General features: G+C 55.0%; 30 protein-coding genes. All 30 read right to left on the reverse strand.

Going from position 1 to position 24,774, the window contains the following annotated elements; genetic code table 11:
* Window positions 1-4: 4 nt before the first annotated feature.
* A complete protein-coding gene (secY, locus tag AC07O1_RS14025) occupies window positions 5-1,333 on the reverse strand; it encodes a preprotein translocase subunit SecY (protein ID WP_495089113.1) in 1,329 nt (442 codons plus the stop codon).
* Entirely contained in the window at window positions 1,334-1,768 is a 435-nt protein-coding gene (gene rplO / locus AC07O1_RS14030) for a 50S ribosomal protein L15 (RefSeq protein ID WP_002555470.1), read from the reverse strand.
* Between the two features lie 3 nt (window positions 1,769-1,771).
* The gene (rpmD, locus tag AC07O1_RS14035) at window positions 1,772-1,948 is read right to left on the reverse strand and encodes a 50S ribosomal protein L30 (RefSeq protein WP_003186033.1); all 177 of its coding nucleotides are present in this window, start codon (window positions 1,946-1,948) and stop codon (window positions 1,772-1,774) included.
* 2 nt (window positions 1,949-1,950) lie between these two features.
* Window positions 1,951-2,451, reverse strand: a complete 501-nt coding sequence (rpsE, locus tag AC07O1_RS14040) for a 30S ribosomal protein S5 (RefSeq protein WP_003186035.1) — start codon at window positions 2,449-2,451, stop codon at window positions 1,951-1,953.
* 3 nt (window positions 2,452-2,454) lie between these two features.
* Window positions 2,455-2,805 carry a 50S ribosomal protein L18 gene (gene rplR, locus AC07O1_RS14045; RefSeq protein ID WP_003186037.1) on the reverse strand — a complete coding sequence of 117 codons (351 nt, stop codon included), beginning with the start codon at window positions 2,803-2,805 and terminating at the stop codon, window positions 2,455-2,457.
* 10 nt (window positions 2,806-2,815) lie between these two features.
* Window positions 2,816-3,349: a 50S ribosomal protein L6 gene (gene rplF / locus AC07O1_RS14050; RefSeq protein ID WP_007896774.1), complete on the reverse strand. Its 534-nt coding sequence runs from the start codon at window positions 3,347-3,349 to the stop codon at window positions 2,816-2,818.
* 12 nt (window positions 3,350-3,361) lie between these two features.
* Window positions 3,362-3,754 (reverse strand): 30S ribosomal protein S8, encoded by a 393-nt coding sequence (gene rpsH / locus AC07O1_RS14055; protein WP_017848802.1) that lies wholly within the window; start codon window positions 3,752-3,754, stop codon window positions 3,362-3,364.
* A gap of 209 nt (window positions 3,755-3,963) precedes the next feature.
* Entirely contained in the window at window positions 3,964-4,269 is a 306-nt protein-coding gene (rpsN, locus tag AC07O1_RS14060; RefSeq protein ID WP_003176414.1) for a 30S ribosomal protein S14, read from the reverse strand.
* A 13-nt stretch (window positions 4,270-4,282) separates the two neighbouring features.
* Window positions 4,283-4,822 carry a 50S ribosomal protein L5 gene (gene rplE / locus AC07O1_RS14065; RefSeq protein ID WP_003210069.1) on the reverse strand — a complete coding sequence of 180 codons (540 nt, stop codon included), beginning with the start codon at window positions 4,820-4,822 and terminating at the stop codon, window positions 4,283-4,285.
* 20 nt (window positions 4,823-4,842) lie between these two features.
* The gene (rplX, locus tag AC07O1_RS14070; RefSeq protein ID WP_007896770.1) at window positions 4,843-5,157 is read right to left on the reverse strand and encodes a 50S ribosomal protein L24; all 315 of its coding nucleotides are present in this window, start codon (window positions 5,155-5,157) and stop codon (window positions 4,843-4,845) included.
* A gap of 11 nt (window positions 5,158-5,168) precedes the next feature.
* A complete protein-coding gene (gene rplN, locus AC07O1_RS14075; RefSeq protein WP_002555479.1) occupies window positions 5,169-5,537 on the reverse strand; it encodes a 50S ribosomal protein L14 in 369 nt (122 codons plus the stop codon).
* 23 nt (window positions 5,538-5,560) lie between these two features.
* Window positions 5,561-5,827, reverse strand: a complete 267-nt coding sequence (gene rpsQ / locus AC07O1_RS14080) for a 30S ribosomal protein S17 (RefSeq protein ID WP_096514759.1) — start codon at window positions 5,825-5,827, stop codon at window positions 5,561-5,563.
* A 2-nt stretch (window positions 5,828-5,829) separates the two neighbouring features.
* Entirely contained in the window at window positions 5,830-6,021 is a 192-nt protein-coding gene (gene rpmC / locus AC07O1_RS14085; protein WP_002555481.1) for a 50S ribosomal protein L29, read from the reverse strand.
* Window positions 6,021-6,434 (reverse strand): 50S ribosomal protein L16, encoded by a 414-nt coding sequence (gene rplP, locus AC07O1_RS14090; RefSeq protein ID WP_095080428.1) that lies wholly within the window; start codon window positions 6,432-6,434, stop codon window positions 6,021-6,023. Before rplP ends, rpmC begins: the two co-directional genes overlap by 1 nt.
* Before the next feature lie 12 nt (window positions 6,435-6,446).
* On the reverse strand, window positions 6,447-7,133 hold the full coding sequence (gene rpsC, locus AC07O1_RS14095) for a 30S ribosomal protein S3 (protein WP_003176422.1): 687 nt from the start codon (window positions 7,131-7,133) through the stop codon (window positions 6,447-6,449).
* A gap of 13 nt (window positions 7,134-7,146) precedes the next feature.
* Window positions 7,147-7,479, reverse strand: coding sequence for a 50S ribosomal protein L22 (gene rplV, locus AC07O1_RS14100; protein ID WP_419116571.1), 333 nt, complete (start codon window positions 7,477-7,479; stop codon window positions 7,147-7,149).
* Window positions 7,480-7,492: 13 nt separating this feature from the next.
* A complete protein-coding gene (rpsS, locus tag AC07O1_RS14105) occupies window positions 7,493-7,768 on the reverse strand; it encodes a 30S ribosomal protein S19 (RefSeq protein ID WP_002555486.1) in 276 nt (91 codons plus the stop codon).
* A gap of 16 nt (window positions 7,769-7,784) precedes the next feature.
* Window positions 7,785-8,609, reverse strand: coding sequence for a 50S ribosomal protein L2 (gene rplB, locus AC07O1_RS14110; RefSeq protein ID WP_003186055.1), 825 nt, complete (start codon window positions 8,607-8,609; stop codon window positions 7,785-7,787).
* Window positions 8,610-8,623: 14 nt separating this feature from the next.
* Window positions 8,624-8,923 carry a 50S ribosomal protein L23 gene (rplW, locus tag AC07O1_RS14115; protein WP_002555488.1) on the reverse strand — a complete coding sequence of 100 codons (300 nt, stop codon included), beginning with the start codon at window positions 8,921-8,923 and terminating at the stop codon, window positions 8,624-8,626.
* Entirely contained in the window at window positions 8,920-9,522 is a 603-nt protein-coding gene (gene rplD / locus AC07O1_RS14120) for a 50S ribosomal protein L4 (RefSeq protein ID WP_495089114.1), read from the reverse strand. The genes rplW and rplD overlap by 4 nt, the downstream gene beginning before the upstream one ends.
* Window positions 9,523-9,534: 12 nt before the next feature.
* Window positions 9,535-10,170: a 50S ribosomal protein L3 gene (gene rplC / locus AC07O1_RS14125; RefSeq protein ID WP_003186059.1), complete on the reverse strand. Its 636-nt coding sequence runs from the start codon at window positions 10,168-10,170 to the stop codon at window positions 9,535-9,537.
* 80 nt (window positions 10,171-10,250) lie between these two features.
* Window positions 10,251-10,562 carry a 30S ribosomal protein S10 gene (gene rpsJ / locus AC07O1_RS14130; protein ID WP_003186070.1) on the reverse strand — a complete coding sequence of 104 codons (312 nt, stop codon included), beginning with the start codon at window positions 10,560-10,562 and terminating at the stop codon, window positions 10,251-10,253.
* Window positions 10,563-10,704: 142 nt separating this feature from the next.
* Window positions 10,705-11,898 (reverse strand): elongation factor Tu, encoded by a 1,194-nt coding sequence (gene tuf / locus AC07O1_RS14135; RefSeq protein WP_495089115.1) that lies wholly within the window; start codon window positions 11,896-11,898, stop codon window positions 10,705-10,707.
* 30 nt (window positions 11,899-11,928) lie between these two features.
* Window positions 11,929-14,031, reverse strand: a complete 2,103-nt coding sequence (fusA, locus tag AC07O1_RS14140; RefSeq protein WP_494994968.1) for an elongation factor G — start codon at window positions 14,029-14,031, stop codon at window positions 11,929-11,931.
* 30 nt (window positions 14,032-14,061) lie between these two features.
* Window positions 14,062-14,532, reverse strand: coding sequence for a 30S ribosomal protein S7 (gene rpsG, locus AC07O1_RS14145; RefSeq protein ID WP_002555493.1), 471 nt, complete (start codon window positions 14,530-14,532; stop codon window positions 14,062-14,064).
* Between the two features lie 119 nt (window positions 14,533-14,651).
* Window positions 14,652-15,023 carry a 30S ribosomal protein S12 gene (gene rpsL / locus AC07O1_RS14150; RefSeq protein WP_002555494.1) on the reverse strand — a complete coding sequence of 124 codons (372 nt, stop codon included), beginning with the start codon at window positions 15,021-15,023 and terminating at the stop codon, window positions 14,652-14,654.
* A gap of 216 nt (window positions 15,024-15,239) precedes the next feature.
* The gene (gene rpoC / locus AC07O1_RS14155; protein WP_494994967.1) at window positions 15,240-19,439 is read right to left on the reverse strand and encodes a DNA-directed RNA polymerase subunit beta'; all 4,200 of its coding nucleotides are present in this window, start codon (window positions 19,437-19,439) and stop codon (window positions 15,240-15,242) included.
* Between the two features lie 63 nt (window positions 19,440-19,502).
* On the reverse strand, window positions 19,503-23,576 hold the full coding sequence (gene rpoB, locus AC07O1_RS14160) for a DNA-directed RNA polymerase subunit beta (RefSeq protein WP_495089116.1): 4,074 nt from the start codon (window positions 23,574-23,576) through the stop codon (window positions 19,503-19,505).
* Between the two features lie 220 nt (window positions 23,577-23,796).
* Complete coding sequence (gene rplL, locus AC07O1_RS14165) at window positions 23,797-24,162, reverse strand: 50S ribosomal protein L7/L12 (RefSeq protein WP_494994965.1); 366 nt, start codon at window positions 24,160-24,162, stop codon at window positions 23,797-23,799.
* 77 nt (window positions 24,163-24,239) lie between these two features.
* Window positions 24,240-24,740: a 50S ribosomal protein L10 gene (gene rplJ, locus AC07O1_RS14170; protein WP_095147408.1), complete on the reverse strand. Its 501-nt coding sequence runs from the start codon at window positions 24,738-24,740 to the stop codon at window positions 24,240-24,242.
* Window positions 24,741-24,774: the final 34 nt, after the last annotated feature.

Raw genomic sequence — 24,774 nt, forward strand, 5'->3', positions numbered from 1 at the left:
GTACTCAGCGCAACATGCCGCTGCCGTAACCCTTCAGGTTGGCTTTCTTCATCAGGGATTCGTACTGGTGCGAAACGAGGTGCGATTGTACTTGGGACATAAAGTCCATAACAACCACGACCACGATCAGCAACGAGGTCCCGCCAAGGTAGAACGGAACGTTTGCTGCAACCACCAGGAACTGGGGCAACAGGCACACGGCCGTCATATATAGAGCACCGAACATGGTCAAGCGGGTCAGAACGCCATCAATATAGCGTGCAGACTGCTCACCTGGACGGATACCCGGAATAAAGGCACCGGACTTCTTCAGGTTTTCCGCTACGTCTTTCGGATTGAACATCAACGCCGTATAGAAGAAGCAGAAGAAAATAATCCCTGCACTAAACAGCAGAATATTCAACGGCTGACCAGGAGCGATCGACTGCGAGATGTCCTGCAACCAGCCCAAACCTTCAGACTGACCGAACCAGGCACCCAACGAAGCCGGGAACAGCAAAATGCTGCTCGCGAAAATAGCAGGAATAACACCGGCCATATTCACTTTCAGCGGCAAGTGGCTAGTCTGCGCAGCAAACACCTTACGGCCCTGCTGACGCTTGGCGTAATGAACGGCGATACGCCGCTGACCACGCTCAATGAACACCACGAAACCGATAATCGCTACTGCCAGCAAACCGATGGCAACCAGGGCGAAGATATTGATATCACCCTGACGCGCAGACTCGAAAGACTGCCCGATCGCTCTCGGAAGACCGGCGACGATACCCGAAAAAATCAACATCGAGATACCGTTACCAACACCACGCTCAGTAATCTGCTCACCCAGCCACATCATGAACATCGCACCAGCCACAAACGTGGATACCGCGACGAAATGGAAGCCAAAGTCACCAGTGAACGCAACGCCCTGCCCCGCCAGCCCAACGGACATGCCGATAGCCTGAACAAGAGCAAGGGCGACGGTGCCATAGCGGGTGTATTGACTGATCTTACGACGACCAGCCTCACCTTCCTTCTTCAACTGCTCCAGCTGCGGGCTGACGGCGGTCATCAATTGCATGATGATCGATGCCGAAATGTACGGCATGATCCCCAGCGCAAAGATGCTCATCCGTTCCAGCGCGCCGCCGGAAAACATGTTGAACAAGCTAAGAATGGTCCCCTCATTCTGTCGAAACAGGTCCGCCAGCCGGTCCGGGTTGATACCTGGAACTGGGATGTGTGCGCCTATCCGGTAGACGATAATCGCCAGGAATAGAAAACGCAGTCGAGCCCAGAGCTCGGATAACCCGCCTTTGCTGAGCGCTGAGAGAGCACCTTGCTTAGCCATTTATTCCTCGAACTTGCCGCCAGCTGCTTCGATAGCCGCACGCGCACCTTTGGTGGCGGCGATACCCTTGATGGTGACTGCGCGAGTAACTTCACCGGACAGCATGATTTTCACACGCTGTACGTTTTGGTTAATCACGTTGGCATCCTTCAGGGACTGCACGGTGACGATATCGCCTTCCACTTTAGCCAGTTCGGACAGACGCACTTCTGCGCGGTCCATGGCCTTCAGGGAAACGAAACCGAACTTCGGCAGACGACGATGCAGCGGCTGTTGACCGCCTTCAAAGCCTGGAGCAATGGTGCCACCGGAGCGGGAGGACTGACCTTTGTGACCACGGCCACCAGTCTTACCCAAACCACTACCGATACCACGGCCCGGACGATGCTTCTCGCGACGGGAACCCGGCGCAGGACTCAGATCATTGAGTTTCATCGATTAACCCTCGACTCGCAGCATGTAGTAAGCCTTGTTGATCATCCCGCGATTCTCGGGAGTATCAAGTACTTCTACAGTGTGACCGATGCGACGCAGACCCAGACCCTTAACGCACAATTTGTGGTTAGGGATACGGCCGGTCATGCTTTTGATCAGCGTTACTTTAACGGTAGCCATGATCAGAAGATCTCCTTGACGCTTTTGCCACGCTTGGCGGCAATGGACTCAGGAGACTGCATTGCTTTCAAACCTTTGAAAGTGGCGTGAACCACGTTTACCGGGTTAGTCGAGCCGTAGCACTTGGCCAGAACGTTCTGAACGCCAGCAACCTCGAGGACAGCACGCATAGCGCCGCCAGCGATGATACCGGTACCTTCAGAAGCAGGCTGCATATACACCTTGGAAGCGCCATGGGCGGATTTCATTGCGTACTGCAAAGTGGTGCCGTTAAGGTCCACTTGAATCATGTTGCGACGAGCAGCTTCCATTGCTTTCTGGATCGCAGCAGGCACTTCACGTGACTTGCCACGGCCGAAGCCAACGCGACCTTTACCATCACCAACCACGGTCAACGCGGTGAAAGTGAAGATACGGCCGCCTTTAACGGTTTTGGCTACGCGGTTAACTTGAACCAGCTTCTCGATGTAGCCTTCGTCGCGCTTTTGGTCGTTATTTGACATAACTTAGAACTCCAGCCCAGCTTCACGAGCAGCATCAGCCAGCGCCTTGACGCGGCCGTGGTACTTGAAGCCAGAGCGGTCGAAAGCCACCTGCGAGACGCCGGCGGCTTTAGCACGCGTAGCGACCAGCTGGCCAACCTTAGTGGCCGCGTCGATGTTGCCAGTGGCACCATCACGCAGTTCTTTGTCCAAAGTCGAGGCGCTTGCCAGGACTTTGTTGCCGTCGGCCGAAATGACCTGGGCGTAGATGTGCTGCGAAGAGCGGAACACGCAGAGACGCACGACTTCGAGTTCGTGCATTTTCAGGCGTGCTTTGCGAGCGCGACGCAGTCGAGTAACTTTTTTGTCGGTCATTTGCTATGCCCTACTTCTTCTTGGCTTCTTTACGACGGACGACTTCGTCCGCGTAGCGCACACCTTTACCTTTGTAAGGCTCTGGTGGACGGAAGTCGCGGATCTCGGCGGCCACTTGACCTACCAGCTGCTTATCGATACCCCGGATCAGGATATCGGTCTGGCTAGGAGTCTCAGCGGTGATGCCTTCCGGCAGTTCGTAATCCACTGGGTGCGAGAAGCCGAGAGCCAGGTTCAGCACTGTGCCTTTTGCTTGCGCTTTGTAACCAACACCGACCAGCTGGAGCTTGCGCTCGAAGCCTTGGCTTACGCCCTGGACCATGTTGTTTACCAACGCACGAGTGGTACCGGCCATTGCGCGAGTCTGTTGATCGCCATTGCGAGCAGCAAAACGCAGCTCACCGGCTTCTTCAACGATCTCAACGGACGAATGGATGTTCAGTTCGAGAGTACCCTTGGCACCCTTCACCGAAAGCTGTTGGCCTGCGAATTTTACTTCGACACCAGCTGGCAGCTTAACGGGGTTCTTAGCGACGCGAGACATGCTTATCCCCCCTTAGAACACAGTGCAAAGAACTTCGCCGCCGACACCGGCAGCGCGCGCAGCACGATCCGTCATCACACCTTTGTTGGTGGAGACGATAGACACACCGAGACCGCCACGAACTTTTGGCAGATCCTCGACGGACTTGTACTGACGCAGGCCTGGACGGCTAACGCGCTTCACTTCCTCGATGACCGGACGGCCTTCGAAGTACTTCAGCTCGATGGACAGCAGTGGTTTGATTTCGCTGCTGATCTGATAACCCGCGATGTAACCTTCGTCCTTCAGGACTTTTGCTACAGCTACCTTCAACGTGGAAGATGGCATGCTTACGACGGACTTTTCAGCCATCTGGGCATTACGGATTCGAGTTAGCATGTCCGCTAACGGGTCCTGCATACTCATGGGCTAGACGCTCCTGATACAAAAAAAATAAGCCTTGCGGCTACAACCTTCGCCGAAAAACTCCGCACACAAAAGGCACGGGCTCAGGCGAGCCGGTCATTCTAGACACACCCCAGAAATGAATCAAGCCCCAAAAGGGGCTTGATTCAGATTCAAGGCCACCGACGGTCAGGATCTTGCGATCCCGAACATCGAGACTTTGACAGTACTTACCAGCTGGCTTTAACCAGACCCGGTACGTCGCCACGCATTGCTGCTTCACGCAACTTGTTACGGCCGAGGCCGAACTTGCGGTAAACGCCGTGCGGACGACCGGTCAGGCGGCAGCGGTTACGCATGCGCGAAGCGCTTGCGTCACGTGGCTGCTTCTGCAGAGCTACGGTAGCTTCCCAACGCGCTTCTGGACTTGCGTTCAGATCAACGATGATAGCTTTAAGCGCTGCACGCTTTTTGGCGTACTTGGCAACCGTGAGCTGACGCTTCAGCTCGCGGTTTTTCATGCTCATCTTGGCCATTTTCCTACTCCAATCAGTTGCGGAACGGGAATTTGAAAGCGCGCAGCAGAGCGCGACCTTCATCATCGTTCTTGGCAGTGGTGGTCAGGGTAATGTCCAGACCGCGGAGAGCATCGATCTTGTCGTAGTCGATTTCCGGGAAGATGATCTGCTCTTTAACGCCCATGCTGTAGTTACCACGACCATCGAAGGACTTGGCATTCAGGCCGCGGAAGTCGCGAACCCGAGGCAGGGAGATCGACAGCAGACGATCCAGGAACTCGTACATACGCTCACGGCGCAGAGTCACTTTGACGCCGATCGGCCAACCTTCACGGACTTTAAAGCCAGCGATGGATTTCCGAGCGTAAGTCACAACGACTTTTTGACCGGTGATCTTTTCCAGGTCAGCAACAGCGTGCTCGATGACTTTTTTGTCGCCGATCGCTTCGCCCAGACCCATGTTCAGGGTGATTTTGGTAACGCGCGGAACTTCCATCACGTTCGAAAGCTTAAGTTCTTCCTTAAGTTTCGGTGCGATTTCCTTCCGGTAAATCTCTTTTAGTCGTGCCATGGTCTTCTACCTAGCAGTGTTCAAGCATCAACCGCTTTTTGGGTCGACTTGAAGACACGAATTTTCTTGCCGTCTTCTACTTTGAAACCAACGCGGTCAGCCTTGTTGGTTTCGCCGTTGAAAATGGCGACGTTGGAAGCGTGCAGTGGCGCTTCTTTCTCGACGATACCGCCTTGTACGCCCGACATCGGGTTAGGCTTGGTATGACGCTTAACCAGGTTCAGACCACCAACAACCAGACGGTCGTCAGCGAGAACCTTAAGCACCTTACCGCGCTTACCTTTGTCTTTGCCGGCGATCACGATGATCTCGTCGTCACGACGAATCTTTTGCATGTCGGATCTCCTTACAGCACTTCTGGGGCGAGCGAGACGATCTTCATGAACTTCTCGGTACGAAGTTCACGGGTCACTGGCCCAAAGATACGGGTGCCGATCGGCTCTTGCTTGTTGTTCAACAGAACAGCAGCGTTGCCATCAAAGCGGATGATGGAGCCGTCAGCACGACGGACACCATGGCGAGTGCGGACTACAACAGCAGTCATCACTTGGCCTTTTTTCACCTTACCGCGAGGAATTGCTTCCTTCACGGTAACTTTGATGATGTCACCGATACCAGCGTAACGACGATGGGAGCCACCCAGCACCTTGATGCACATAACACGGCGAGCGCCGCTGTTATCGGCCACATCGAGCATGGATTGAGTCTGAATCATATAATTTCTCCGACCCCTAGTCCTTAGACTTCCACAGCGCGTTCGAGAACTTCAACCAATGCCCAAGACTTGGTCTTGGCCAGCGGACGAGTTTCACGAATAGTGACTTTGTCGCCGATGTGGCACTGATTGGTTTCGTCGTGCGCGTGCAGCTTAGTCGAACGCTTAACGTATTTACCGTAGATCGGGTGCTTGACGCGACGCTCGATCAGAACGGTGATGGTCTTGTCCATCTTGTCGCTGACAACACGGCCAGTCAGCGTACGGACGGTTTTTTCGGCTTCAGCCATGATTACTTACCTGCCTGCTGGTTGAGCACAGTCTTCACGCGAGCGATGTCACGCTTAACTTGCGAGAGCAGGTGAGACTGCCCCAACTGGCCAGTTGCTTTCTGCATACGCAGATTGAACTGGTCGCGCAGCAGGCCGAGCAGTTGCTCGTTCAGCTGCTGTGCTGATTTTTCACGAAGTTCATTCGCTTTCATCACATCACCGTCCGTTTAACAAAGGAGGTGGCGAGCGGCAGCTTTGCAGCAGCCAGGGCGAAAGCCTCACGCGCCAGCTCTTCAGTAACACCCTCGATTTCATACAGGACTTTGCCTGGCTGAATCTGGGCAACCCAATATTCCACGTTACCCTTACCTTTACCCATCCGAACTTCGAGTGGCTTTTTGGTGACAGGCTTGTCCGGGAATACACGGATCCAGATCTTGCCGCCACGTTTTACGTGACGGGTCAGAGCACGACGCGCTGACTCGATCTGACGAGCGGTGAGACGACCACGAGCAACAGACTTCAGCGCATATTCGCCGAAGCTGACTTTGCTACCGCGCTGAGCCAAGCCACGGTTGTGGCCTGTCATCTGCTTGCGGAACTTCGTACGCTTTGGTTGCAACATTTGGCGTACCCCTTACTTAGCAGCTTTTTTACGAGGCGCTGGTGCTTGTGGTTTCAGCTCTTCTTGGCGACCACCAATTACTTCGCCTTTGAAGATCCAAACCTTTACACCGATCACACCATAAGTGGTGTGAGCTTCGTAGTTGGCATAGTCGATGTCGGCACGCAGGGTGTGCAGTGGCACACGACCTTCGCGATACCATTCAGTACGTGCGATTTCAGCACCGCCGAGACGACCGCTCACTTGGATTTTGATGCCTTTGGCACCAATGCGCATGGCGTTCTGTACTGCGCGCTTCATAGCGCGACGGAACATTACGCGACGCTCCAGCTGCTGAGCTACGCTCTGCGCAACCAGCATACCGTCGAGTTCCGGCTTGCGGATCTCTTCGATATTGATGTGCACAGGCACACCCATTTGCTTGGTCAGGTCCTGACGCAGTTTCTCAACATCTTCACCTTTCTTCCCGATAACGATACCTGGACGAGCGGTGTGGATGGTGATACGTGCAGTTTGAGCCGGACGATGGATATCGATACGGCTTACGGACGCGCTTTTTAGTTTGTCTTGGAGATACTCACGCACCTTCAGATCAGCGAACAAATAGTCCGCATAAGTCCGACCGTCTGCGTACCAGACAGAGGTGTGCTCCTTGACGATTCCCAGGCGAATGCCAATGGGATGTACTTTCTGACCCATCTCTTCGACTCCGTTACTTGTCAGCAACCTTGACAGTGATATGGCAAGACCGCTTGACGATGCGATCAGCACGGCCTTTGGCACGCGGCATGATGCGCTTCAGCGAACGCCCTTCGTTGACGAAAACGGTGGCGACTTTAAGGTCGTCAACGTCTGCGCCTTCGTTATGCTCGGCGTTGGCTACGGCCGACTCCAGCACTTTCTTGATGATCTCGGCGGCTTTCTTACTGCTGAAAGCCAACAGGTTGAGCGCTTCGCCCACCTTCTTCCCGCGGATCTGGTCGGCGACCAAGCGGGCTTTCTGGGCGGAGATTCGAGCGCCCGACAACTTAGCGGCTACTTCCATCGTTCCTTACCCCTTAACGCTTGGCTTTCTTGTCTGCCACGTGCCCACGATATGTGCGGGTACCGGCAAACTCGCCTAGTTTGTGGCCGACCATGTCTTCGTTCACGAGAACTGGAACATGCTGACGACCGTTATGCACAGCAATGGTCAAACCGACCATTTGTGGCAGGATCATGGAACGGCGCGACCAGGTCTTAACTGGTTTGCGATCGTTCTTTTCCGCCGCCACTTCGATCTTCTTCAGTAGGTGAAGATCAATAAAAGGACCTTTTTTCAGAGAACGTGGCACTGTCGTATCCCTCTATTTACTTGCGACGACGGACGATCATTTTGTCGGTACGCTTATTACCACGAGTCTTCGCGCCCTTAGTCGGGAAGCCCCATGGCGATACCGGATGACGACCACCAGAGGTACGACCTTCACCACCACCATGTGGGTGGTCAACCGGGTTCATGGCAACACCACGAACGGTTGGGCGAACGCCACGCCAGCGTTTGGCACCAGCTTTACCCAGCGAACGCAGGCTGTGCTCGGAGTTCGAGACTTCGCCAAGCGTTGCACGGCATTCAGCCAATACTTTACGCATTTCACCAGAGCGCAGACGCAGGGTCACGTAGACACCTTCACGAGCGATCAGCTGAGCCGAAGCACCAGCGGAACGAGCGATTTGCGCGCCTTTACCCGGCTTCAATTCGATGCCGTGTACGGTGCTACCAACTGGAATGTTACGCAGTTGCAGAGCGTTGCCCGGCTTGATCGGCGCCAAAGCACCTGCGATCAGCTGGTCGCCAGCGCTCACGCCTTTAGGGGCGATGATGTAGCGACGCTCGCCATCTGCGTACAGCAGCAGAGCGATGTGAGCAGTACGGTTTGGATCGTATTCGATACGCTCGACAGTGGCAGCGATGCCATCTTTGTCGTTGCGACGGAAGTCGACCAGACGATAATGCTGCTTATGACCACCACCGATGTGACGAGTGGTAATACGGCCATTATTGTTACGACCACCAGACTTCGATTTCTTCTCGAGCAGCGGTGCGTGAGGAGCGCCTTTATGCAGCTCCTGGTTGACCACCTTGACCACAAAACGGCGGCCAGGGGAAGTCGGTTTGCATTTAACGATTGCCATGATGCACCCCTTCCTTACTCAGCACTGCTGCTGAAATCGAGATCTTGGCCTGGCTGAAGGGAGATAACTGCCTTCTTCCAGTCATTACGCTTGCCCAGACCGCGAGCAGTGCGCTTGCTCTTACCCAGAACGTTCAGGGTAGTAACACGCTCTACTTTCACGCTGAACAGGCTTTCGACGGCCTTCTTGATTTCCAGCTTGGTTGCATCAGTAGCAACCTTGAAAACGAACTGGCCTTTCTTGTCTGCCAGAACCGTAGCCTTCTCGGAAACGTGCGGGCCAAGCAGAACTTTAAATACGCGTTCCTGGTTCATCCCAGCAGCTCCTCGAATTTCTTCACGGCCGACACGGTGATCAACACCTTGTCGTATGCGATCAGACTAACTGGATCGGAACCTTGCACGTCACGTACATCAACGTGTGGCAGGTTACGAGCAGCCAGGTACAGGTTCTGATCAACAACTTCAGACACGATCAGGACATCAGTCAGACCCATGCCATTCAGCTTGTTCAGCAGATCTTTGGTTTTCGGCGCTTCAACAGCGAAGTCCTGAACCACGACCAGACGATCAGTACGCACCAGTTCAGCAAGGATGGAGCGCAGAGCTGCGCGATACATCTTCTTGTTGAGCTTCTGGGAGTGATCCTGTGGACGAGCTGCGAAAGTGGTACCGCCGCCACGCCAGATTGGGCTACGGATAGTACCGGCACGAGCACGGCCAGTACCTTTCTGACGCCAAGGGCGCTTGCCGCCACCAGAAACGTCGGAACGGGTCTTTTGCTGCTTGCTACCTTGACGGCCGCCGGCCATATAGGCCACGACTGCTTGGTGAACCAGCGTCTCGTTGAAATCGCCGCCGAATGTCAGTTCGGAAACTTCGATCGCTTGAGCGTCATTTACATTTAATTGCATGTCAGCTTCCCCTTAACCGCGAGCCTTGGCCGCTGGACGTACAACCAGGTTGCCGCCAGTGGCGCCAGGAACAGCACCCTTGACCAACAACAGATTGCGTTCAGCGTCGACGCGCACTACTTCGAGGGACTGCACGGTCACGCGCTCAGCGCCCATATGACCGGACATTTTCTTGCCCTTGAATACACGACCAGGAGTCTGGCACTGGCCAATAGAGCCCGGGACGCGGTGGGAAACGGAGTTACCGTGAGTGTTGTCTTGGCCACGGAAATTCCAACGCTTGATCGTACCCTGGAAGCCTTTACCTTTGGACTGACCGGTTACATCAACCAGTTGACCAGCAGCGAAGATTTCAGCGTTGATCAGATCGCCGGCCTGGTACTCGCCTTCTTCAAGACGGAATTCCATTACGGTACGACCAGCTGCAACGTTTGCTTTAGCGAAGTGACCTGCTTGAGCAGCAGTCACACGCGAAGCACGACGCTCGCCGACAGTGACTTGCACTGCACGATAGCCATCGGTTTCTTCAGTTTTGAACTGGGTGACGCGATTCGGCTCGATCTCAATGACCGTGACCGGAATGGAGACACCTTCTTCGGTGAAAATACGGGTCATACCGCATTTACGACCGACTACACCAATAGTCATGTTGTAAACCTCATGAGTGTACGGGGCTTTCACCCGCTATGGCCGCCCATTTCAGAGCGTTACACGACTAAGACCGAGTCTTAGCCGAGGCTGATCTGCACTTCCACACCGGCCGCAAGATCAAGCTTCATAAGTGCATCAACGGTTTTATCCGTTGGCTGGACAATATCCAGTACGCGCTTATGAGTACGGATCTCGTACTGGTCGCGCGCGTCTTTGTTGACGTGCGGGGAGACCAGAACGGTGAACCGCTCTTTACGGGTAGGCAGTGGAATTGGACCACGCACTTGAGCACCAGTACGTTTCGCGGTTTCCACGATTTCCTGGGTGGATTGGTCGATCAGGCGATGGTCAAAAGCCTTCAACCTGATACGGATTTGCTGATTTTGCATTGGATTTCAGACTCCAGGCTGCTATTCCCACCGAGCGCAATACGCCCGTTAAAAGGAGGCGCAATTCTATAGACGGGCCAACATAGTGTCAACCCAATAAAAAAGCCCCCGCTAGGCGGGGGCTTTTTTCAACTCATCGATATTACTCGATGATTTTAGCTACGACGCCAGCGCCGACGGTACGACCGCCTTCACGGATAGCGAAACGCAGGCCATCTTCCATTGCAATGGTCTTGATCAGGGTAACAGTCATTTGAATGTTATCGCCTGGCATTACCATTTCAACGCCTTCCGGCAGCTCGCAGTTACCGGTCACGTCAGTGGTCCGGAAGTAGAACTGTGGACGGTAGCCTTTGAAGAACGGAGTGTGACGACCGCCTTCTTCTTTGCTCAGAACATAAACTTCTGCGGTGAACTTGGTGTGCGGCTTAACCGAACCTGGCTTGACCAGAACCTGACCACGCTCAACGTCGTCACGCTTGGTGCCACGCAGCAGAACACCGCAGTTCTCGCCAGCACGACCTTCGTCGAGCAGCTTGCGGAACATTTCAACACCAGTGCAGGTGGTGGTGGTGGTGTCACGCAGACCAACGATTTCCAGAGAGTCTTGAACGCGAACGATACCGCGCTCGATACGACCAGTCACAACAGTACCACGACCCGAGATCGAGAATACGTCTTCGATTGGCATCAGGAATGGCTTGTCGATAGCACGCTCAGGCTCAGGAATGTAGGAGTCCAGAGTCTCAACCAGCTTACGAACGGCAGTGGTGCCCATTTCGTTATCGTCCAGACCTTCCAGAGCCATACGGGCAGAGCCGATGATGATTGGAGTGTCGTCGCCTGGGAAGTCGTAAGTGCTCAACAGATCGCGCACTTCCATCTCAACCAGTTCCAGCAGCTCAGCGTCGTCTACCAGGTCAGCCTTGTTCAGGAAGACCACGATGTACGGAACACCTACCTGACGGGACAACAGGATGTGCTCACGAGTTTGCGGCATCGGACCATCAGCAGCCGAGCAAACCAGGATCGCGCCGTCCATCTGGGCAGCACCGGTGATCATGTTCTTCACATAGTCAGCGTGACCTGGGCAGTCAACGTGAGCGTAGTGACGAATCTTCGAGTTGTACTCAACGTGAGCGGTGTTGATGGTGATACCGCGAGCTTTCTCTTCTGGTGCGCTGTCGATCTTGTCGAAGTCAACACGAGCCGAACCGAAAACTTCGGAGCAGACGCGAGTCAGAGCAGCAGTCAGAGTGGTTTTACCATGGTCAACGTGACCGATGGTGCCAACGTTGACGTGCGGTAGGGAACGATCAAATTTTTCTTTAGCCACGACAATTAACTCCTTGCCTAAAGGGCTGAATCAGCCTTGTTTTTTAGTGACAGCTTCTGCGACATGCGCCGGAGCCGTATCATATTTTTTGAATTCCATAGAGTAGCTTGCGCGACCCTGAGACATGGAACGGACGTCGGTCGCATAACCGAACATCTCACCCAGCGGAACCTCGGCACGAATCACTTTGCCGGAAACCGTGTCTTCCATACCCAAGATCATGCCGCGACGACGGTTCAGGTCACCCATCACGTCACCCATATAGTCCTCAGGTGTAACAACCTCTACAGCCATGATCGGTTCAAGCAGCTCACCACCACCTTTGGTAGCCAGTTGCTTGGTTGCCATGGAAGCAGCCACCTTGAACGCCATCTCGTTGGAGTCGACGTCGTGGTAAGAACCATCAAAAACGGTAGCCTTCAGGCCGATCAGCGGATAACCGGCAACAACGCCGTTCTTCATCTGCTCTTCGATACCCTTCTGGATAGCCGGGATGTATTCCTTAGGAACCACACCACCCACCACTTCGTTCACGAATTGCAGACCTTCCTGACCTTCATCAGCAGGAGCAAAACGAATCCAGCAATGGCCGAACTGACCACGACCACCGGACTGGCGAACGAACTTGCCTTCGATTTCGCAGTTCTTCGTGATGCGCTCACGATAGGAAACCTGCGGCTTACCGATGTTGGCTTCGACGTTGAACTCACGGCGCATCCGGTCAACCAGGATGTCCAGGTGCAACTCGCCCATACCGGAGATGATCGTTTGACCAGTCTCTTCATCAGTCTTGACGCGGAAAGACGGGTCTTCCTGAGCAAGTTTGCCCAGAGCGATGCCCATTTTTTCCTGGTCATCCTTGGTCTTTGGCTCAACGGCAACCGAAATAACCGGCTCCGGGAAGTCCATACGAACCAGGATGATTGGCTTGTCAGCGGAGCAGAGGGTGTCACCAGTGGTAACGTCCTTCATGCCGATCAGGGCCGCGATGTCGCCAGCGCGTACTTCCTTGATCTCTTCACGGGTGTTTGCGTGCATTTGCACCATACGACCCACGCGCTCTTTCTTGCCTTTAACCGAGTTGATCACGCCGTCGCCGGAGCTCAACACGCCCGAGTAAACGCGAGCAAAGGTCAAAGTACCCACGAATGGGTCAGTAGCGATCTTGAACGCCAGAGCCGAGAACGGCTCGCTGTCGTCCGCATGACGCTCCATTTCAACAGTCTCGTCATCCGGGTCGGTACCCTTGATGGCAGGAATGTCGACTGGTGCCGGCAGGAAGTCGATAACGGCGTCGAGAACCAGGGGAACACCCTTGTTCTTGAAGGAAGAACCGCAAACAGCCAAGACGATCTCACCAGCGATAGTACGCTGACGCAGAGCCGCCTTGATTTCCTCGATGGTGAGCTCTTCACCTTCGAGATACTTGTTCATCAGCTCTTCGCTGGCTTCGGCAGCAGCCTCAACCATGTTGCTGCGCCACTCTTCAGCCAGTTCCTGCATATCTGCCGGAATAGCCTCGCGACGAGGAGCCATGCCCTTGTCGGCATCATCCCAGTAGACCGCTTCCATATTGATCAGATCAACCTGACCCTGGAAGTTGTCTTCCGAACCAATGGCCAACTGGATTGGCACCGGAGTGTGACCCAGACGCTTTTTGATCTGATCGATCACGCGCAGGAAGTTCGCACCAGCACGGTCCATCTTGTTTACATAAACAAGACGTGGGACGCCGTATTTGTTGGCTTGACGCCATACGGTTTCCGACTGAGGCTCAACACCCGAAGTACCGCAGAACACAACGACCGCGCCATCGAGCACGCGCAACGAGCGCTCCACTTCAATGGTGAAGTCAACGTGGCCCGGGGTATCGATGATGTTGAAGCGATACTTGTCGAACTGCTTGACAGAACCCGACCAGAAGGCCGTGGTTGCAGCGGAGGTGATAGTAATACCACGCTCCTGCTCCTGCACCATCCAGTCCATGGTCGCGGCGCCGTCGTGCACCTCGCCCATCTTGTGGTTTACGCCAGTGTAAAAAAGGACGCGCTCGGTGGTGGTGGTTTTACCAGCATCCACGTGAGCAACGATACCGATGTTACGGTAGCGGTTAATCGGAGTAGTACGAGCCATAAAGCCCTCGCAAAATTAGTGACGCTAAAATTAGAAGCGGTAGTGCGAGAAAGCCTTGTTAGCTTCAGCCATACGGTGCACGTCTTCACGCTTCTTAACTGCAGCACCTTTACCTTCAGCAGCGTCCAACAGTTCGCCAGCCAAACGCAGAGCCATAGACTTCTCGCCACGCTTACGGGCGAAGTCTACCAACCAGCGCATTGCCAGAGCGTTACGACGGGACGGACGAACTTCGACCGGAACCTGGTAAGTAGCACCGCCTACACGGCGCGACTTCACTTCGACCAGCGGAGCGATGGCGTCGAGAGCTTTCTCGAAGATTTCCAGGGGGTCGCTGTTCTTGCGTTCTTTAACCTTCTCCAGCGCGCCATAAACGATACGCTCGGCAACGGCTTTCTTGCCGCTTTCCATTACGTGGTTCATGAACTTGGCCAGGATTTGGCTTCCGTATTTTGGATCGTCAAGCACTTCGCGCTTGGCTGCTACGCGTCTTCTTGGCATGGATAAGCCCTCAAACGGTCTTCAGGTTCGCTCGGAATCGGTGCCCTTTCGGGACGCCTCCGACCTTACTCTTATCGACTCAGAAAAATAGATAATTCAGTTTTTACAAAAAGCCGCTACTACTTAGGCTTCTTGGTACCGTACTTCGAACGACCTTGGTTACGACCTTTAACGCCGGAAGTATCCAAAGAGCCGCGAACGGTGTGATAACGAACACCTGGCAAGTCTTTTACACGACCGCCGCGGATCAGTACCACGCTGTGCTCTTGCAGGTTGTGGCCTTCACCGCCGATGTACGAGGAAACCTCGAAACCGTTGGTCAGACGCACACGGCATACTTTACGCAGTGCCGAGTTAGGTTTTTTCGGCGTAGTGGTATACACGCGAGTGCACACGCCACGACGTTGCGGGCAGTTCTGCAGCGCAGGCACGTCGGATTTCTCGACGATACGCTTACGCGGCTGACGTACCAGCTGGTTGATAGTTGCCATCTACTAGCTCCACTGTTGTCTTGCGACGCTATTGTCTTGCAAGAAAAGCAAAAATGGCAGGAACGAATTCCCGCCAAATTTAGGGGTACAAGAGTCTAAAGAGGATCTTGCCCCCAGTCAAGGCAAGGCCCCGACCTCCCCGCTCAACGAACCTCGACAAATGCATCGATCCGCTGAATGGGGCTGTCAGGGCCCGGCGCCTATTTATCGCAGAACTCAGTTACCGCTCGAGTTCAGCGCTTCGGTCAGTGCAGCTTCCACTTCACTGGCGCTAACGCGCAACGGTTTGTCAGCTTCACGGCGACGCTTACGCTCGCTGTGATAAGCCAAACCGGTACCGGCCGGGATCAAACGACCCACAACCACGTTTTCTTTCAGGCCGCGCAGGTAATCGCGCTTGCCGGTTACCGCCGCTTCGGTCAGTACGCGGGTAGTCTCTTGGAAAGAGGCTGCCGAGATGAACGATTCGGTGGACAACGACGCCTTGGTGATACCCAGCAACACTCGAGTGAACTTGGAAACGAATTTCTCGTCCGCGCTCAAACGCTCGTTCTCGACCAAAACGTGAGTCAGCTCCATCTGGTCGCCCTTGATGAAAGTGGAATCGCCAGATTCAGCGATTTCAACTTTACGCAGCATCTGACGCAGGATGGTCTCGATGTGCTTATCGTTGATCTTCACGCCTTGCAGACGATAAACGTCCTGGATCTCGTTGACGATGTACTTGGCCAGCGCACTCACACCCAGCAGACGCAGGATGTCGTGTGGATCGCTCGGACCGTCGGAGATAACTTCGCCGCGGTTTACCTGTTCGCCTTCGAAGACGTTCAGGTGACGCCACTTCGGAATCAGCTCTTCGTACGGATCGCTACCGTCGTTCGGGGTAATGACCAGACGGCGCTTGCCTTTGGTCTCTTTACCGAACGCGATAGTGCCGCTGACTTCAGCCAGAATCGAGGCTTCTTTCGGACGACGAGCTTCGAACAAGTCGGCAACACGCGGCAGACCACCGGTGATGTCACGGGTTTTCGAAGTTTCTTGCGGGATACGAGCGATAACATCACCGATCGCGATCTGCGCACCATCCGCAACGCCGACCAGGGCGTTGGCTGGCAGGAAGTACTGAGCCGGTACGTCGGTACCTGGCAACAGCAGATCCTTGCCATCCATGCCTACCATCTTCACGGCAGGACGGATGTCTTTGCCGGCAGCTGGACGGTCTTTGGCGTCGAGTACTTCAATGTTGGTCATACCGGTCAATTCGTCAGTCTGACGCTTGATCGTGATGCCTTCTTCCATGCCCACGTAGGTCACGGTACCTTTCATTTCGGTAACGATTGGGTGAGTGTGCGGATCCCACTTGGCCACGATTGCGCCAGCGTCGACCTTGTCACCCTCTTTCACCGAAATCACAGCACCGTACGGCAGCTTGTAACGCTCACGCTCACGACCGAAGTCATCCGCGATTGCCAGCTCACCGGAACGGGACACAGCCACCAGGTGACCATCCACCCGCTCAACGTGCTTCAGGTTGTGCAGACGGACAGTACCGCCATTCTTCACCTGAACGCTGTCAGCAGCAGAGGTCCGGCTCGCCGCACCACCAATGTGGAACGTACGCATCGTCAGCTGTGTACCTGGCTCACCGATCGACTGAGCAGCGATAACACCGACAGCTTCACCAATGTTCACCTGGTGACCACGAGCCAAGTCACGGCCGTAGCACTTGGCACAGATGCCGTAGCGGGTTTCGCAGCTGATCGGCGAACGAACGATCACTTCGTCGATGCTGTTCAGCTCGATGAACTCGACCCACTTCTCGTCGACCAGAGTGCCGGCAGGAACGATAACGTCCTCAGTACCTGGCTTGAATACGTCGCGAGCAATTACACGACCCAACACGCGCTCACCCAACGGCTCTACAACGTCGCCGCCTTCGATGTGCGGAGTCATCACCAGACCGTGTTCGGTGCCGCAGTCGATCTCTGTAACAACCAGATCCTGCGCCACGTCTACCAGACGACGAGTCAGGTAACCGGAGTTCGCAGTTTTCAACGCGGTATCCGCCAGACCTTTACGAGCACCGTGAGTAGAGATGAAGTACTGAAGTACGCTCAAACCTTCACGGAAGTTCGCAGTAATCGGCGTTTCAATGATGGAACCGTCCGGCTTGGCCATCAGACCACGCATACCGGCGAGCTGACGGATCTGCGCAGCAGAACCCCGTGCGCCCGAGTCGGCCATCATGTACATCGAGTTGAAGGACTCTTGGTCGACTTCGACGCCGTGACGGTCGATAACCTTCTCTTTCGAGAGGTTCGACATCATCGCCTTGGAAACTTCGTCGTTCGCCTTGGACCAAAGGTCGATCACTTTGTTGTACTTCTCGCCCTGGGTTACCAGGCCGGAGGCGTACTGACTTTCGATCTCTTTCACTTCGTCGGTAGCAGCACCGATGATGGCCGCTTTTTCATCAGGGATAACGAAGTCGTTAACACCAATGGAAACGCCGGAAATGGTCGAATAGGCAAAGCCGGTGTACATCAACTGGTCAGCGAAGATCACGGTCTCTTTCAAACCAACCACGCGATAGCACTGGTTGATCAGTTTGGAGATCGCCTTTTTCTTCATCGGCAGGTTGACGACGTCGAAAGACAGGCCTTTTGGCACAACCTGGAACAACAGCGCACGGCCGACAGTGGTGTCGACGATACGGGTGTTGGTCACGCTGCCACCGTCACGATCGTTTACGGTTTCGTTGATCCGAACTTTGACTTTGGCATGCAGCGCGGCTTCGCCGGCGCGGAATACACGGTCAACTTCTTGCAGATCCGCGAACACACGACCTTCGCCTTTTGCGTTGATCGCTTCACGAGTCATGTAGTACAGACCCAATACAACGTCCTGCGACGGCACGATGATTGGCTCACCGTTGGCTGGCGACAGAATGTTGTTGGTCGACATCATCAACGCACGCGCTTCCAACTGGGCTTCCAGTGTCAGCGGTACGTGCACGGCCATTTGGTCGCCGTCGAAGTCGGCGTTGTACGCAGCACAGACCAGTGGGTGCAGCTGGATAGCCTTACCTTCGATCAGTACTGGCTCAAACGCCTGGATACCCAGACGGTGAAGGGTCGGTGCACGGTTGAGGAGTACTGGGTGTTCGCGAATTACTTCAGCAAGAACGTCCCAAACCTCTGGCAGCTCGCGCTCAACCATTTTCTTCGCGGCTTTGATGGTGGTGGCCAGGCCACGCATTTCCAACTTGCCGAAAATGAACGGTTTGAACAGCTCGAGAGCCATTTTCTTCGGCAGACCGCACTGGTGCAGACGCAGGGTCGGACCTACGGTAATTACCGAACGACCGGAGTAGTCAACACGCTTACCGAGCAGGTTCTGACGGAAACGACCTTGCTTACCCTTGATCATGTCAGCCAGGGATTTCAGAGGACGCTTGTTGGAACCGGTGATAGCGCGGCCACGACGACCGTTGTCAAGCAGGGCGTCGACAGCTTCCTGCAACATACGCTTTTCGTTGCGCACGATGATGTCCGGAGCGGACAGATCAAGCAGGCGCTTCAAGCGGTTGTTACGGTTGATCACTCGACGATACAGATCGTTGAGGTCGGAAGTCGCGAAACGACCGCCATCCAGCGGGACCAGTGGACGCAGATCTGGCGGCAGAACCGGCAGAACGGTCAGCACCATCCACTCTGGCAGGTTGCCGGAACCCTGGAAGGCTTCCATCAACTTCAGACGCTTGGACAGCTTCTTGATTTTGGTTTCGGAGTTGGTTTGCGGAATCTCTTCGCGCAGACGACCAATCTCGTGCTCCAGATCGATAGCGTGCAGCAGCTCACGGACAGCCTCGGCACCCATGCGGGCGTCGAAATCATCACCGAACTCTTCCAGCGCTTCGAAGTACTGCTCGTCGTTCAGCAGCTGACCTTTTTCAAGGGTGGTCATGCCTGGATCGATAACGACATAGCTCTCGAAGTAGAGAACGCGTTCGATATCACGCAGGGTCATGTCCATCAGCAAGCCGATACGGGACGGCAGCGATTTCAGGAACCAGATGTGGGCAACTGGCGAGGCCAGTTCAATGTGCGCCATGCGCTCACGACGAACTTTTGCCAGCGCGACTTCAACGCCGCACTTCTCGCAGATCACACCGCGGTGCTTCAAGCGCTTGTACTTACCGCACAGGCACTCGTAATCCTTTACCGGGCCAAAGATCTTGGCGCAGAACAGGCCGTCACGCTCAGGTTTGAACGTACGGTAGTTGATGGTTTCCGGCTTTTTAACTTCACCGAACGACCACGAACGGATCATCTCAGGCGATGCCAATCCGATACGGATGGCGTCGAACTCTTCGACTTGACCCTGGTTTTTCAGCAAATTCAGTAGGTCTTTCAAGGCCTTTCCTCCTGGCGGAGCAGAGAGCGGGCAATCCTGCCCCGCTCTCATTCGCGTCACGTGTTATTCGGTTTCCAGATCGATATCGATGCCGAGGGAACGAATTTCCTTGATCAACACGTTGAAGGACTCGGGCATGCCCGGCTCCATACGGTGATCGCCGTCCACGATGTTTTTGTACATCTTGGTCCGGCCGTTCACATCGTCCGACTTCACTGTGAGCATTTCTTGCAGAGTGTAAGCAGCACCGTATGCTTCCAGTGCCCAGACCTCCATCTCCCCGAAACGCTGACCACCGAACTGCGCCTTACCACCCAGCGGCTGCTGGGTAACCAGGCTGTACGAACCGGTAGAACGAGCGTGCATCTTGTCGTCTACCAAGTGGTTCAGCTTCAGCATGTACATGTAGCCAACGGTAACCGGGCGCTCGAACTTGTTGCCGGTACGGCCGTCAGTTAGCTGCATCTGGCCGCTTTCTGGCAGGTCTGCCAGTTTCAGCATGGCCTTGATTTCGCTTTCCTTGGCACCGTCGAACACCGGAGTGGCCATCGGTACGCCGCCGCGCAGGTTCTTCGCCAGATCCAGGATTTCCTGGTCGGAGAAGGTGTCCAGCTCTTCGTTGCGGCCGCCGATCTCGTTGTAGATCTCGTGCAGGAACTTGCGAAGGTCAGCAACCTTGCGCTGCTCTTCGATCATACGGTTGATCTTCTCGCCCAGACCTTTGGCCGCGAGGCCCAGGTGGGTTTCAAGGATCTGACCAACGTTCATACGCGAAGGTACGCCCAACGGGTTGAGGACGACGTCGACCGGGGTGCCATTGGCATCGTGTGGCATGTCTTCAACCGGCATGATCACGGAGACCACACCCTTGTTACCGTGACGACCGGCCATCTTGTCGCCCGGCTGGATGCGGCGACGGATTGCCAGGTAAACCTTGACGATTTTCAGCACGCCTGGAGCCAGGTCATCGCCCTGCTGCAGTTTGCGCTTCTTGTCTTCGAACTTGTCGTCCAGCAGACGGCGGCGATCAACGATGTAGGCCTGAGCCTTCTCGAGCTGCTCGTTCAGAGCATCTTCAGCCATGCGCAGTTTGAACCACTGACCATGCTCAAGACCGTCGAGAACTTCGTCGGTGATTTCCTGACCTTTCTTCAGACCGGCGCCGCCTTCGGCTTTGTGGCCGACCAGAGCGGAACGCAGACGTTCGAAAGTAGCGCCTTCAACGATACGGAACTCTTCGTTCAGGTCCTTGCGGATCTCGTCGAGCTGGGTCTTCTCGATCGACAGAGCACGAGCATCACGCTCGACACCGTCACGAGTGAAGACCTGTACGTCGATAACAGTACCTTTGGTGCCGGTAGGCACACGCAGGGAGGTGTCTTTAACGTCGCTGGCTTTTTCACCGAAGATGGCACGCAGCAGTTTTTCTTCCGGGGTCAGCTGAGTCTCGCCTTTCGGAGTGACCTTACCTACCAGAATGTCGCCTGCGCCAACTTCAGCACCTACGTAAACGATACCGGCTTCGTCCAGTTTGTTCAGTGCAGCTTCACCCACGTTCGGGATGTCTGCAGTGATTTCCTCTGGCCCAAGCTTGGTGTCACGCGCCACACAGGTCAGTTCCTGGATGTGGATCGTGGTGAAACGGTCTTCCTGAACCACACGCTCGGACAGGCAGATGGAGTCTTCGAAGTTGAAGCCGTTCCATGCCATGAACGCGATGCGCATGTTCTGACCCAGAGCCAGCTCACCCATATCGGTGGACGGGCCGTCGGCCATGATGTCGCTGCGCTGAACCCGATCACCCTTGCTCACCAGTGGACGCTGGTTGATGCAGGTGTTCTGGTTGGAGCGGGTGTACTTGGTCAGGTTGTAGATGTCGACACCAGCTTCGCCGGTTTCAACTTCGTCATCAGCAACACGAACCACGATACGGCTAGCATCGACCGAGTCAATCACGCCGCCACGACGAGCCACGACGCAAACGCCGGAGTCACGAGCAACGTTGCGCTCCATGCCGGTACCGACCAACGGCTTGTCGGCACGCAGGGTCGGTACAGCCTGACGCTGCATGTTCGAACCCATCAACGCACGGTTGGCGTCATCGTGCTCGAGAAACGGGATCAGCGACGCAGCAACCGAAACTACCTGCTTCGGCGAAACGTCCATCAAGGTGACGTCTTCCGGCGCCTTGACGGTGAACTCGTTCAAGTGACGAACAGCTACCAGCTCGTCGATCAGGACTTTCTTATCGTTCATCGTGGCCGAAGCCTGAGCGATCACGTGATCAGCTTCTTCGATGGCGGACAGGAACACGATCTCGTCAGTGACCAGAGCGTCCTTCACCACACGGTACGGACTCTCGAGGAAGCCGTACTGGTTGGTGCGCGCATAAGCGGCCAGGGAGTTGATCAGGCCGATGTTCGGACCTTCCGGCGTTTCAATCGGGCATACACGACCATAGTGAGTCGGGTGTACGTCACGAACTTCAAAGCCGGCACGCTCACGAGTCAAACCGCCAGGGCCGAGTGCAGAGACACGACGCTTGTGGGTAATCTCGGACAGCGGGTTGTTCTGGTCCATGAACTGGGACAGCTGGCTGGAACCGAAGAACTCTTTCACCGCCGCAGCCACTGGCTTGGCGTTGATCAGGTCTTGCGGCATCAGGCCTTCGCTTTCAGCCATCGACAGACGCTCTTTGACCGCACGCTCAACACGCACCAGGCCAACGCGGAACTGGTTTTCAGCCATTTCGCCTACGCAGCGAACACGGCGGTTACCCAGGTGGTCGATGTCATCGACGATGCCTTTGCCGTTACGGATATCAACCAGAGTCTTGAGGACTGCGACGATATCTTCTTTGCACAACACGCCCGAACCTTCGATCTCGGTACGACCGATACGACGGTTGAACTTCATCCGGCCGACCGCAGACAGGTCATAGCGCTCAGGGCTGAAGAACAGGTTGTTGAACAGGGTCTCGGCAGCATCTTTGGTTGGCGGCTCGCCAGGACGCATCATGCGATAGATCTCGACCAGCGCTTCCAATTGGTTGCTGGTGGAGTCGATCTTCAGAGTGTCGGAGACGAACGGACCACAGTCGATATCGTTGGTGTACAGCGTCTCGATGCGAACGACCTGGGCCTTGGCAATTTTCGCCAGGATCTCGGTGTTCAGCTCGGTGTTGCACTCAGCCAGGATTTCGCCGGTTGCCGGATGCACGATGACCTTGGCGGTAGTGCGACCCAGGACATAGTCCAGAGGCACTTGCAGCTCTTTGATCCCGGCTTTTTCCAGCTGATTGATGTGACGAGCGGTGATACGACGACCCTGCTCGACAATAACCTTGCCTTTGTCATCCTGAATATCGAGAACAGCAATTTCACCACGCAGGCGCTGAGGCACCAGCTCCAGGTTGAGGCTTTCACCCTGCACATGGAATACGTTGGTGGTGTAGAACGCGTCGAGCACTTGTTCAGTGGTATAGCCAAGCGCACGCAGCAGTACCGATGCAGGCAGCTTGCGACGACGGTCGATACGCACGAACACGCAGTCTTTCGGGTCGAACTCGAAGTCCAGCCACGAACCGCGGTAAGGAATGATCCGCGCGGAGTACAGCAGTTTACCGGAGCTGTGCGTCTTGCCGCGGTCGTGGTCGAAGAACACGCCCGGGGAACGGTGCAACTGGGAAACGATTACGCGCTCGGTACCGTTGATTACGAAGGTACCGTTCTCAGTCATCAGGGGGATTTCACCCATGTAGACTTCTTGCTCTTTGATGTCCTTGATCGCTTTGTTCGACGATTCTTTGTCGAAAATGATCAGACGAACTTTTACCCGCAAAGGTACGGCGTACGTGACACCGCGCAGCACGCATTCTTTGACATCAAATGCCGGTTCGCCCAAGCGATAACCGACGTACTCCAGCGCAGCATTGCCGGAGTAGCTGATGATCGGGAAAACGGATTTGAAGGCCGCATGCAGGCCCACGTCGCGGAACTGATCTTTAGTCGCTCCCGCTTGCAAGAATTCACGATACGAATCCAGCTGGATGGCCAGGAGGTACGGCACATCCATGACGTCCGGCAACTTGCTAAAGTCCTTGCGGATACGTTTTTTCTCAGTATATGAGTAAGCCATCAGCGTTCCCCAGCTTGGTCACCTGCTTGTTTGGCCCCTCCCGACGGGAGCAGCCAGAAAATCTTGCAAACCCCATGGTTTGCGCCACCGCATCGGGTGGTTACAGCACGTTAGTGGCGACGACCGAGTCGATTGCCAATAACGGAAAAAGGCCGGTGGCAAGAGCCACCAGCCATCAGCCTTCCGCTTAACGCTTGGGCTGGAGACGCAAAGTCGATGCTTACTTCAGCTCGACTTTAGCGCCTGCTTCTTCCAAGGTAGCCTTGGCTTTGTCAGCAGCGTCTTTAGCTACAGCTTCCAGAACCATGCCTGGAGCGCCGTCAACTACAGCCTTGGCTTCTTTCAAGCCCAGACCGGTCAGCTCACGTACAGCCTTGATCACGTTAACTTTCTTCTCGCCAGCTTCAAGCAGCATGACGTTGAATTCGGTTTGCTCTTCAGCAACGGCAGCAGCAACAGCTGGGCCAGCGGAAGCAGCAGCAGCGGTAACGCCGAATTTTTCTTCGAAAGCTTTGATCAGCTCAACAACCTGAATAACGGACATTTCAGCTACGGCGTTGAGGATATCGTCTTGAGAGATAGACATGACTCTAATTCCTGATTTGGGGACGGCCTACGCGACCATCGAAATAAACAAAAAAGCGCGAAAGGAAGTGCTCAGCCTTAGGCTGCAACAGCTTCTTTTTGGTCGCGAATAGCCGCCAGAGTACGAGCCAACTTGCTGGTAGCGCCTTGAATCACGCTCATCAGCTGGGAAATTGCTTCGTCACGGGTCGGCAGAGTTGCCAGTACGTCGATCTGATTAGCTGCGAGGAACTTGCCCTCGAACGCAGCTGCCTTGATCTCGAACTTGTCCTGACCTTTGGCGAATTCCTTGAACAAACGGGCAGCAGCGCCAGGATGTTGGTTGGAGAACGCGATCAAGGTCGGGCCAGTGAACACGTCGTTGAGAACACTGTATTCAGTGTCAGCAACAGCGCGCTTGAGCAGGGTGTTACGTACAACACGTACGTAAACGCCAGCTTCACGAGCCTCTTTACGGAGTCCGGTCATCGCGCCTACTGTTACGCCACGGGCATCAGCCACGACAGCGGACAGAGCGACTTTGGCAGCCTCGTTGACTTCAGCGACGATGGCCTTCTTGTCTTCGAGTTTAATTGCCACGGGTTTAACTCCTGCTTGTTACCGTTTCATCCAG

This window comes from Pseudomonas sp. GW821-FHT07G10, from assembly GCF_059418545.1.

Bases quoted from the DNA above. Each gene is read 5' to 3' on its own strand.
- secY (WP_495089113.1), bottom strand. From the start codon at position 1,333: ATGGCTAAGCAAGGTGCTCTCTCAGCGCTCAGCAAAGGCGGGTTATCC.
- rplO (WP_002555470.1), bottom strand. From the start codon at position 1,768: ATGAAACTCAATGATCTGAGTCCTGCGCCGGGTTCCCGTCGCGAGAAG.
- rpmD (WP_003186033.1), bottom strand. From the start codon at position 1,948: ATGGCTACCGTTAAAGTAACGCTGATCAAAAGCATGACCGGCCGTATC.
- rpsE (WP_003186035.1), bottom strand. From the start codon at position 2,451: ATGTCAAATAACGACCAAAAGCGCGACGAAGGCTACATCGAGAAGCTG.
- rplR (WP_003186037.1), bottom strand. From the start codon at position 2,805: ATGACCGACAAAAAAGTTACTCGACTGCGTCGCGCTCGCAAAGCACGC.
- rplF (WP_007896774.1), bottom strand. From the start codon at position 3,349: ATGTCTCGCGTCGCTAAGAACCCCGTTAAGCTGCCAGCTGGTGTCGAA.
- rpsH (WP_017848802.1), bottom strand. From the start codon at position 3,754: ATGAGTATGCAGGACCCGTTAGCGGACATGCTAACTCGAATCCGTAAT.
- rpsN (WP_003176414.1), bottom strand. From the start codon at position 4,269: ATGGCCAAGATGAGCATGAAAAACCGCGAGCTGAAGCGTCAGCTCACG.
- rplE (WP_003210069.1), bottom strand. From the start codon at position 4,822: ATGGCACGACTAAAAGAGATTTACCGGAAGGAAATCGCACCGAAACTT.
- rplX (WP_007896770.1), bottom strand. From the start codon at position 5,157: ATGCAAAAGATTCGTCGTGACGACGAGATCATCGTGATCGCCGGCAAA.
- rplN (WP_002555479.1), bottom strand. From the start codon at position 5,537: ATGATTCAGACTCAATCCATGCTCGATGTGGCCGATAACAGCGGCGCT.
- rpsQ (WP_096514759.1), bottom strand. From the start codon at position 5,827: ATGGCTGAAGCCGAAAAAACCGTCCGTACGCTGACTGGCCGTGTTGTC.
- rpmC (WP_002555481.1), bottom strand. From the start codon at position 6,021: ATGAAAGCGAATGAACTTCGTGAAAAATCAGCACAGCAGCTGAACGAG.
- rplP (WP_095080428.1), bottom strand. From the start codon at position 6,434: ATGTTGCAACCAAAGCGTACGAAGTTCCGCAAGCAGATGACAGGCCAC.
- rpsC (WP_003176422.1), bottom strand. From the start codon at position 7,133: ATGGGTCAGAAAGTACATCCCATTGGCATTCGCCTGGGAATCGTCAAG.
- rplV (WP_419116571.1), bottom strand. From the start codon at position 7,479: ATGGAAGTAGCCGCTAAGTTGTCGGGCGCTCGAATCTCCGCCCAGAAA.
- rplB (WP_003186055.1), bottom strand. From the start codon at position 8,609: ATGGCAATCGTTAAATGCAAACCGACTTCCCCTGGCCGCCGTTTTGTG.
- rplW (WP_002555488.1), bottom strand. From the start codon at position 8,923: ATGAACCAGGAACGCGTATTTAAAGTTCTGCTTGGCCCGCACGTTTCC.
- rplD (WP_495089114.1), bottom strand. From the start codon at position 9,522: ATGCAATTAAATGTAAATGACGCTCAAGCGATCGAAGTTTCCGAACTG.
- rplC (WP_003186059.1), bottom strand. From the start codon at position 10,170: ATGACTATTGGTGTAGTCGGTCGTAAATGCGGTATGACCCGTATTTTC.
- rpsJ (WP_003186070.1), bottom strand. From the start codon at position 10,562: ATGCAAAATCAGCAAATCCGTATCAGGTTGAAGGCTTTTGACCATCGC.
- fusA (WP_494994968.1), bottom strand. From the start codon at position 14,031: ATGGCTCGTACTACTCCGATTAACCGCTACCGTAACATCGGTATCGTT.
- rpsG (WP_002555493.1), bottom strand. From the start codon at position 14,532: ATGCCAAGAAGACGCGTAGCAGCCAAGCGCGAAGTGCTTGACGATCCA.
- rpsL (WP_002555494.1), bottom strand. From the start codon at position 15,023: ATGGCAACTATCAACCAGCTGGTACGTCAGCCGCGTAAGCGTATCGTC.
- rpoB (WP_495089116.1), bottom strand. From the start codon at position 23,576: ATGGCTTACTCATATACTGAGAAAAAACGTATCCGCAAGGACTTTAGC.
- rplL (WP_494994965.1), bottom strand. From the start codon at position 24,162: ATGTCTATCTCTCAAGACGATATCCTCAACGCCGTAGCTGAAATGTCC.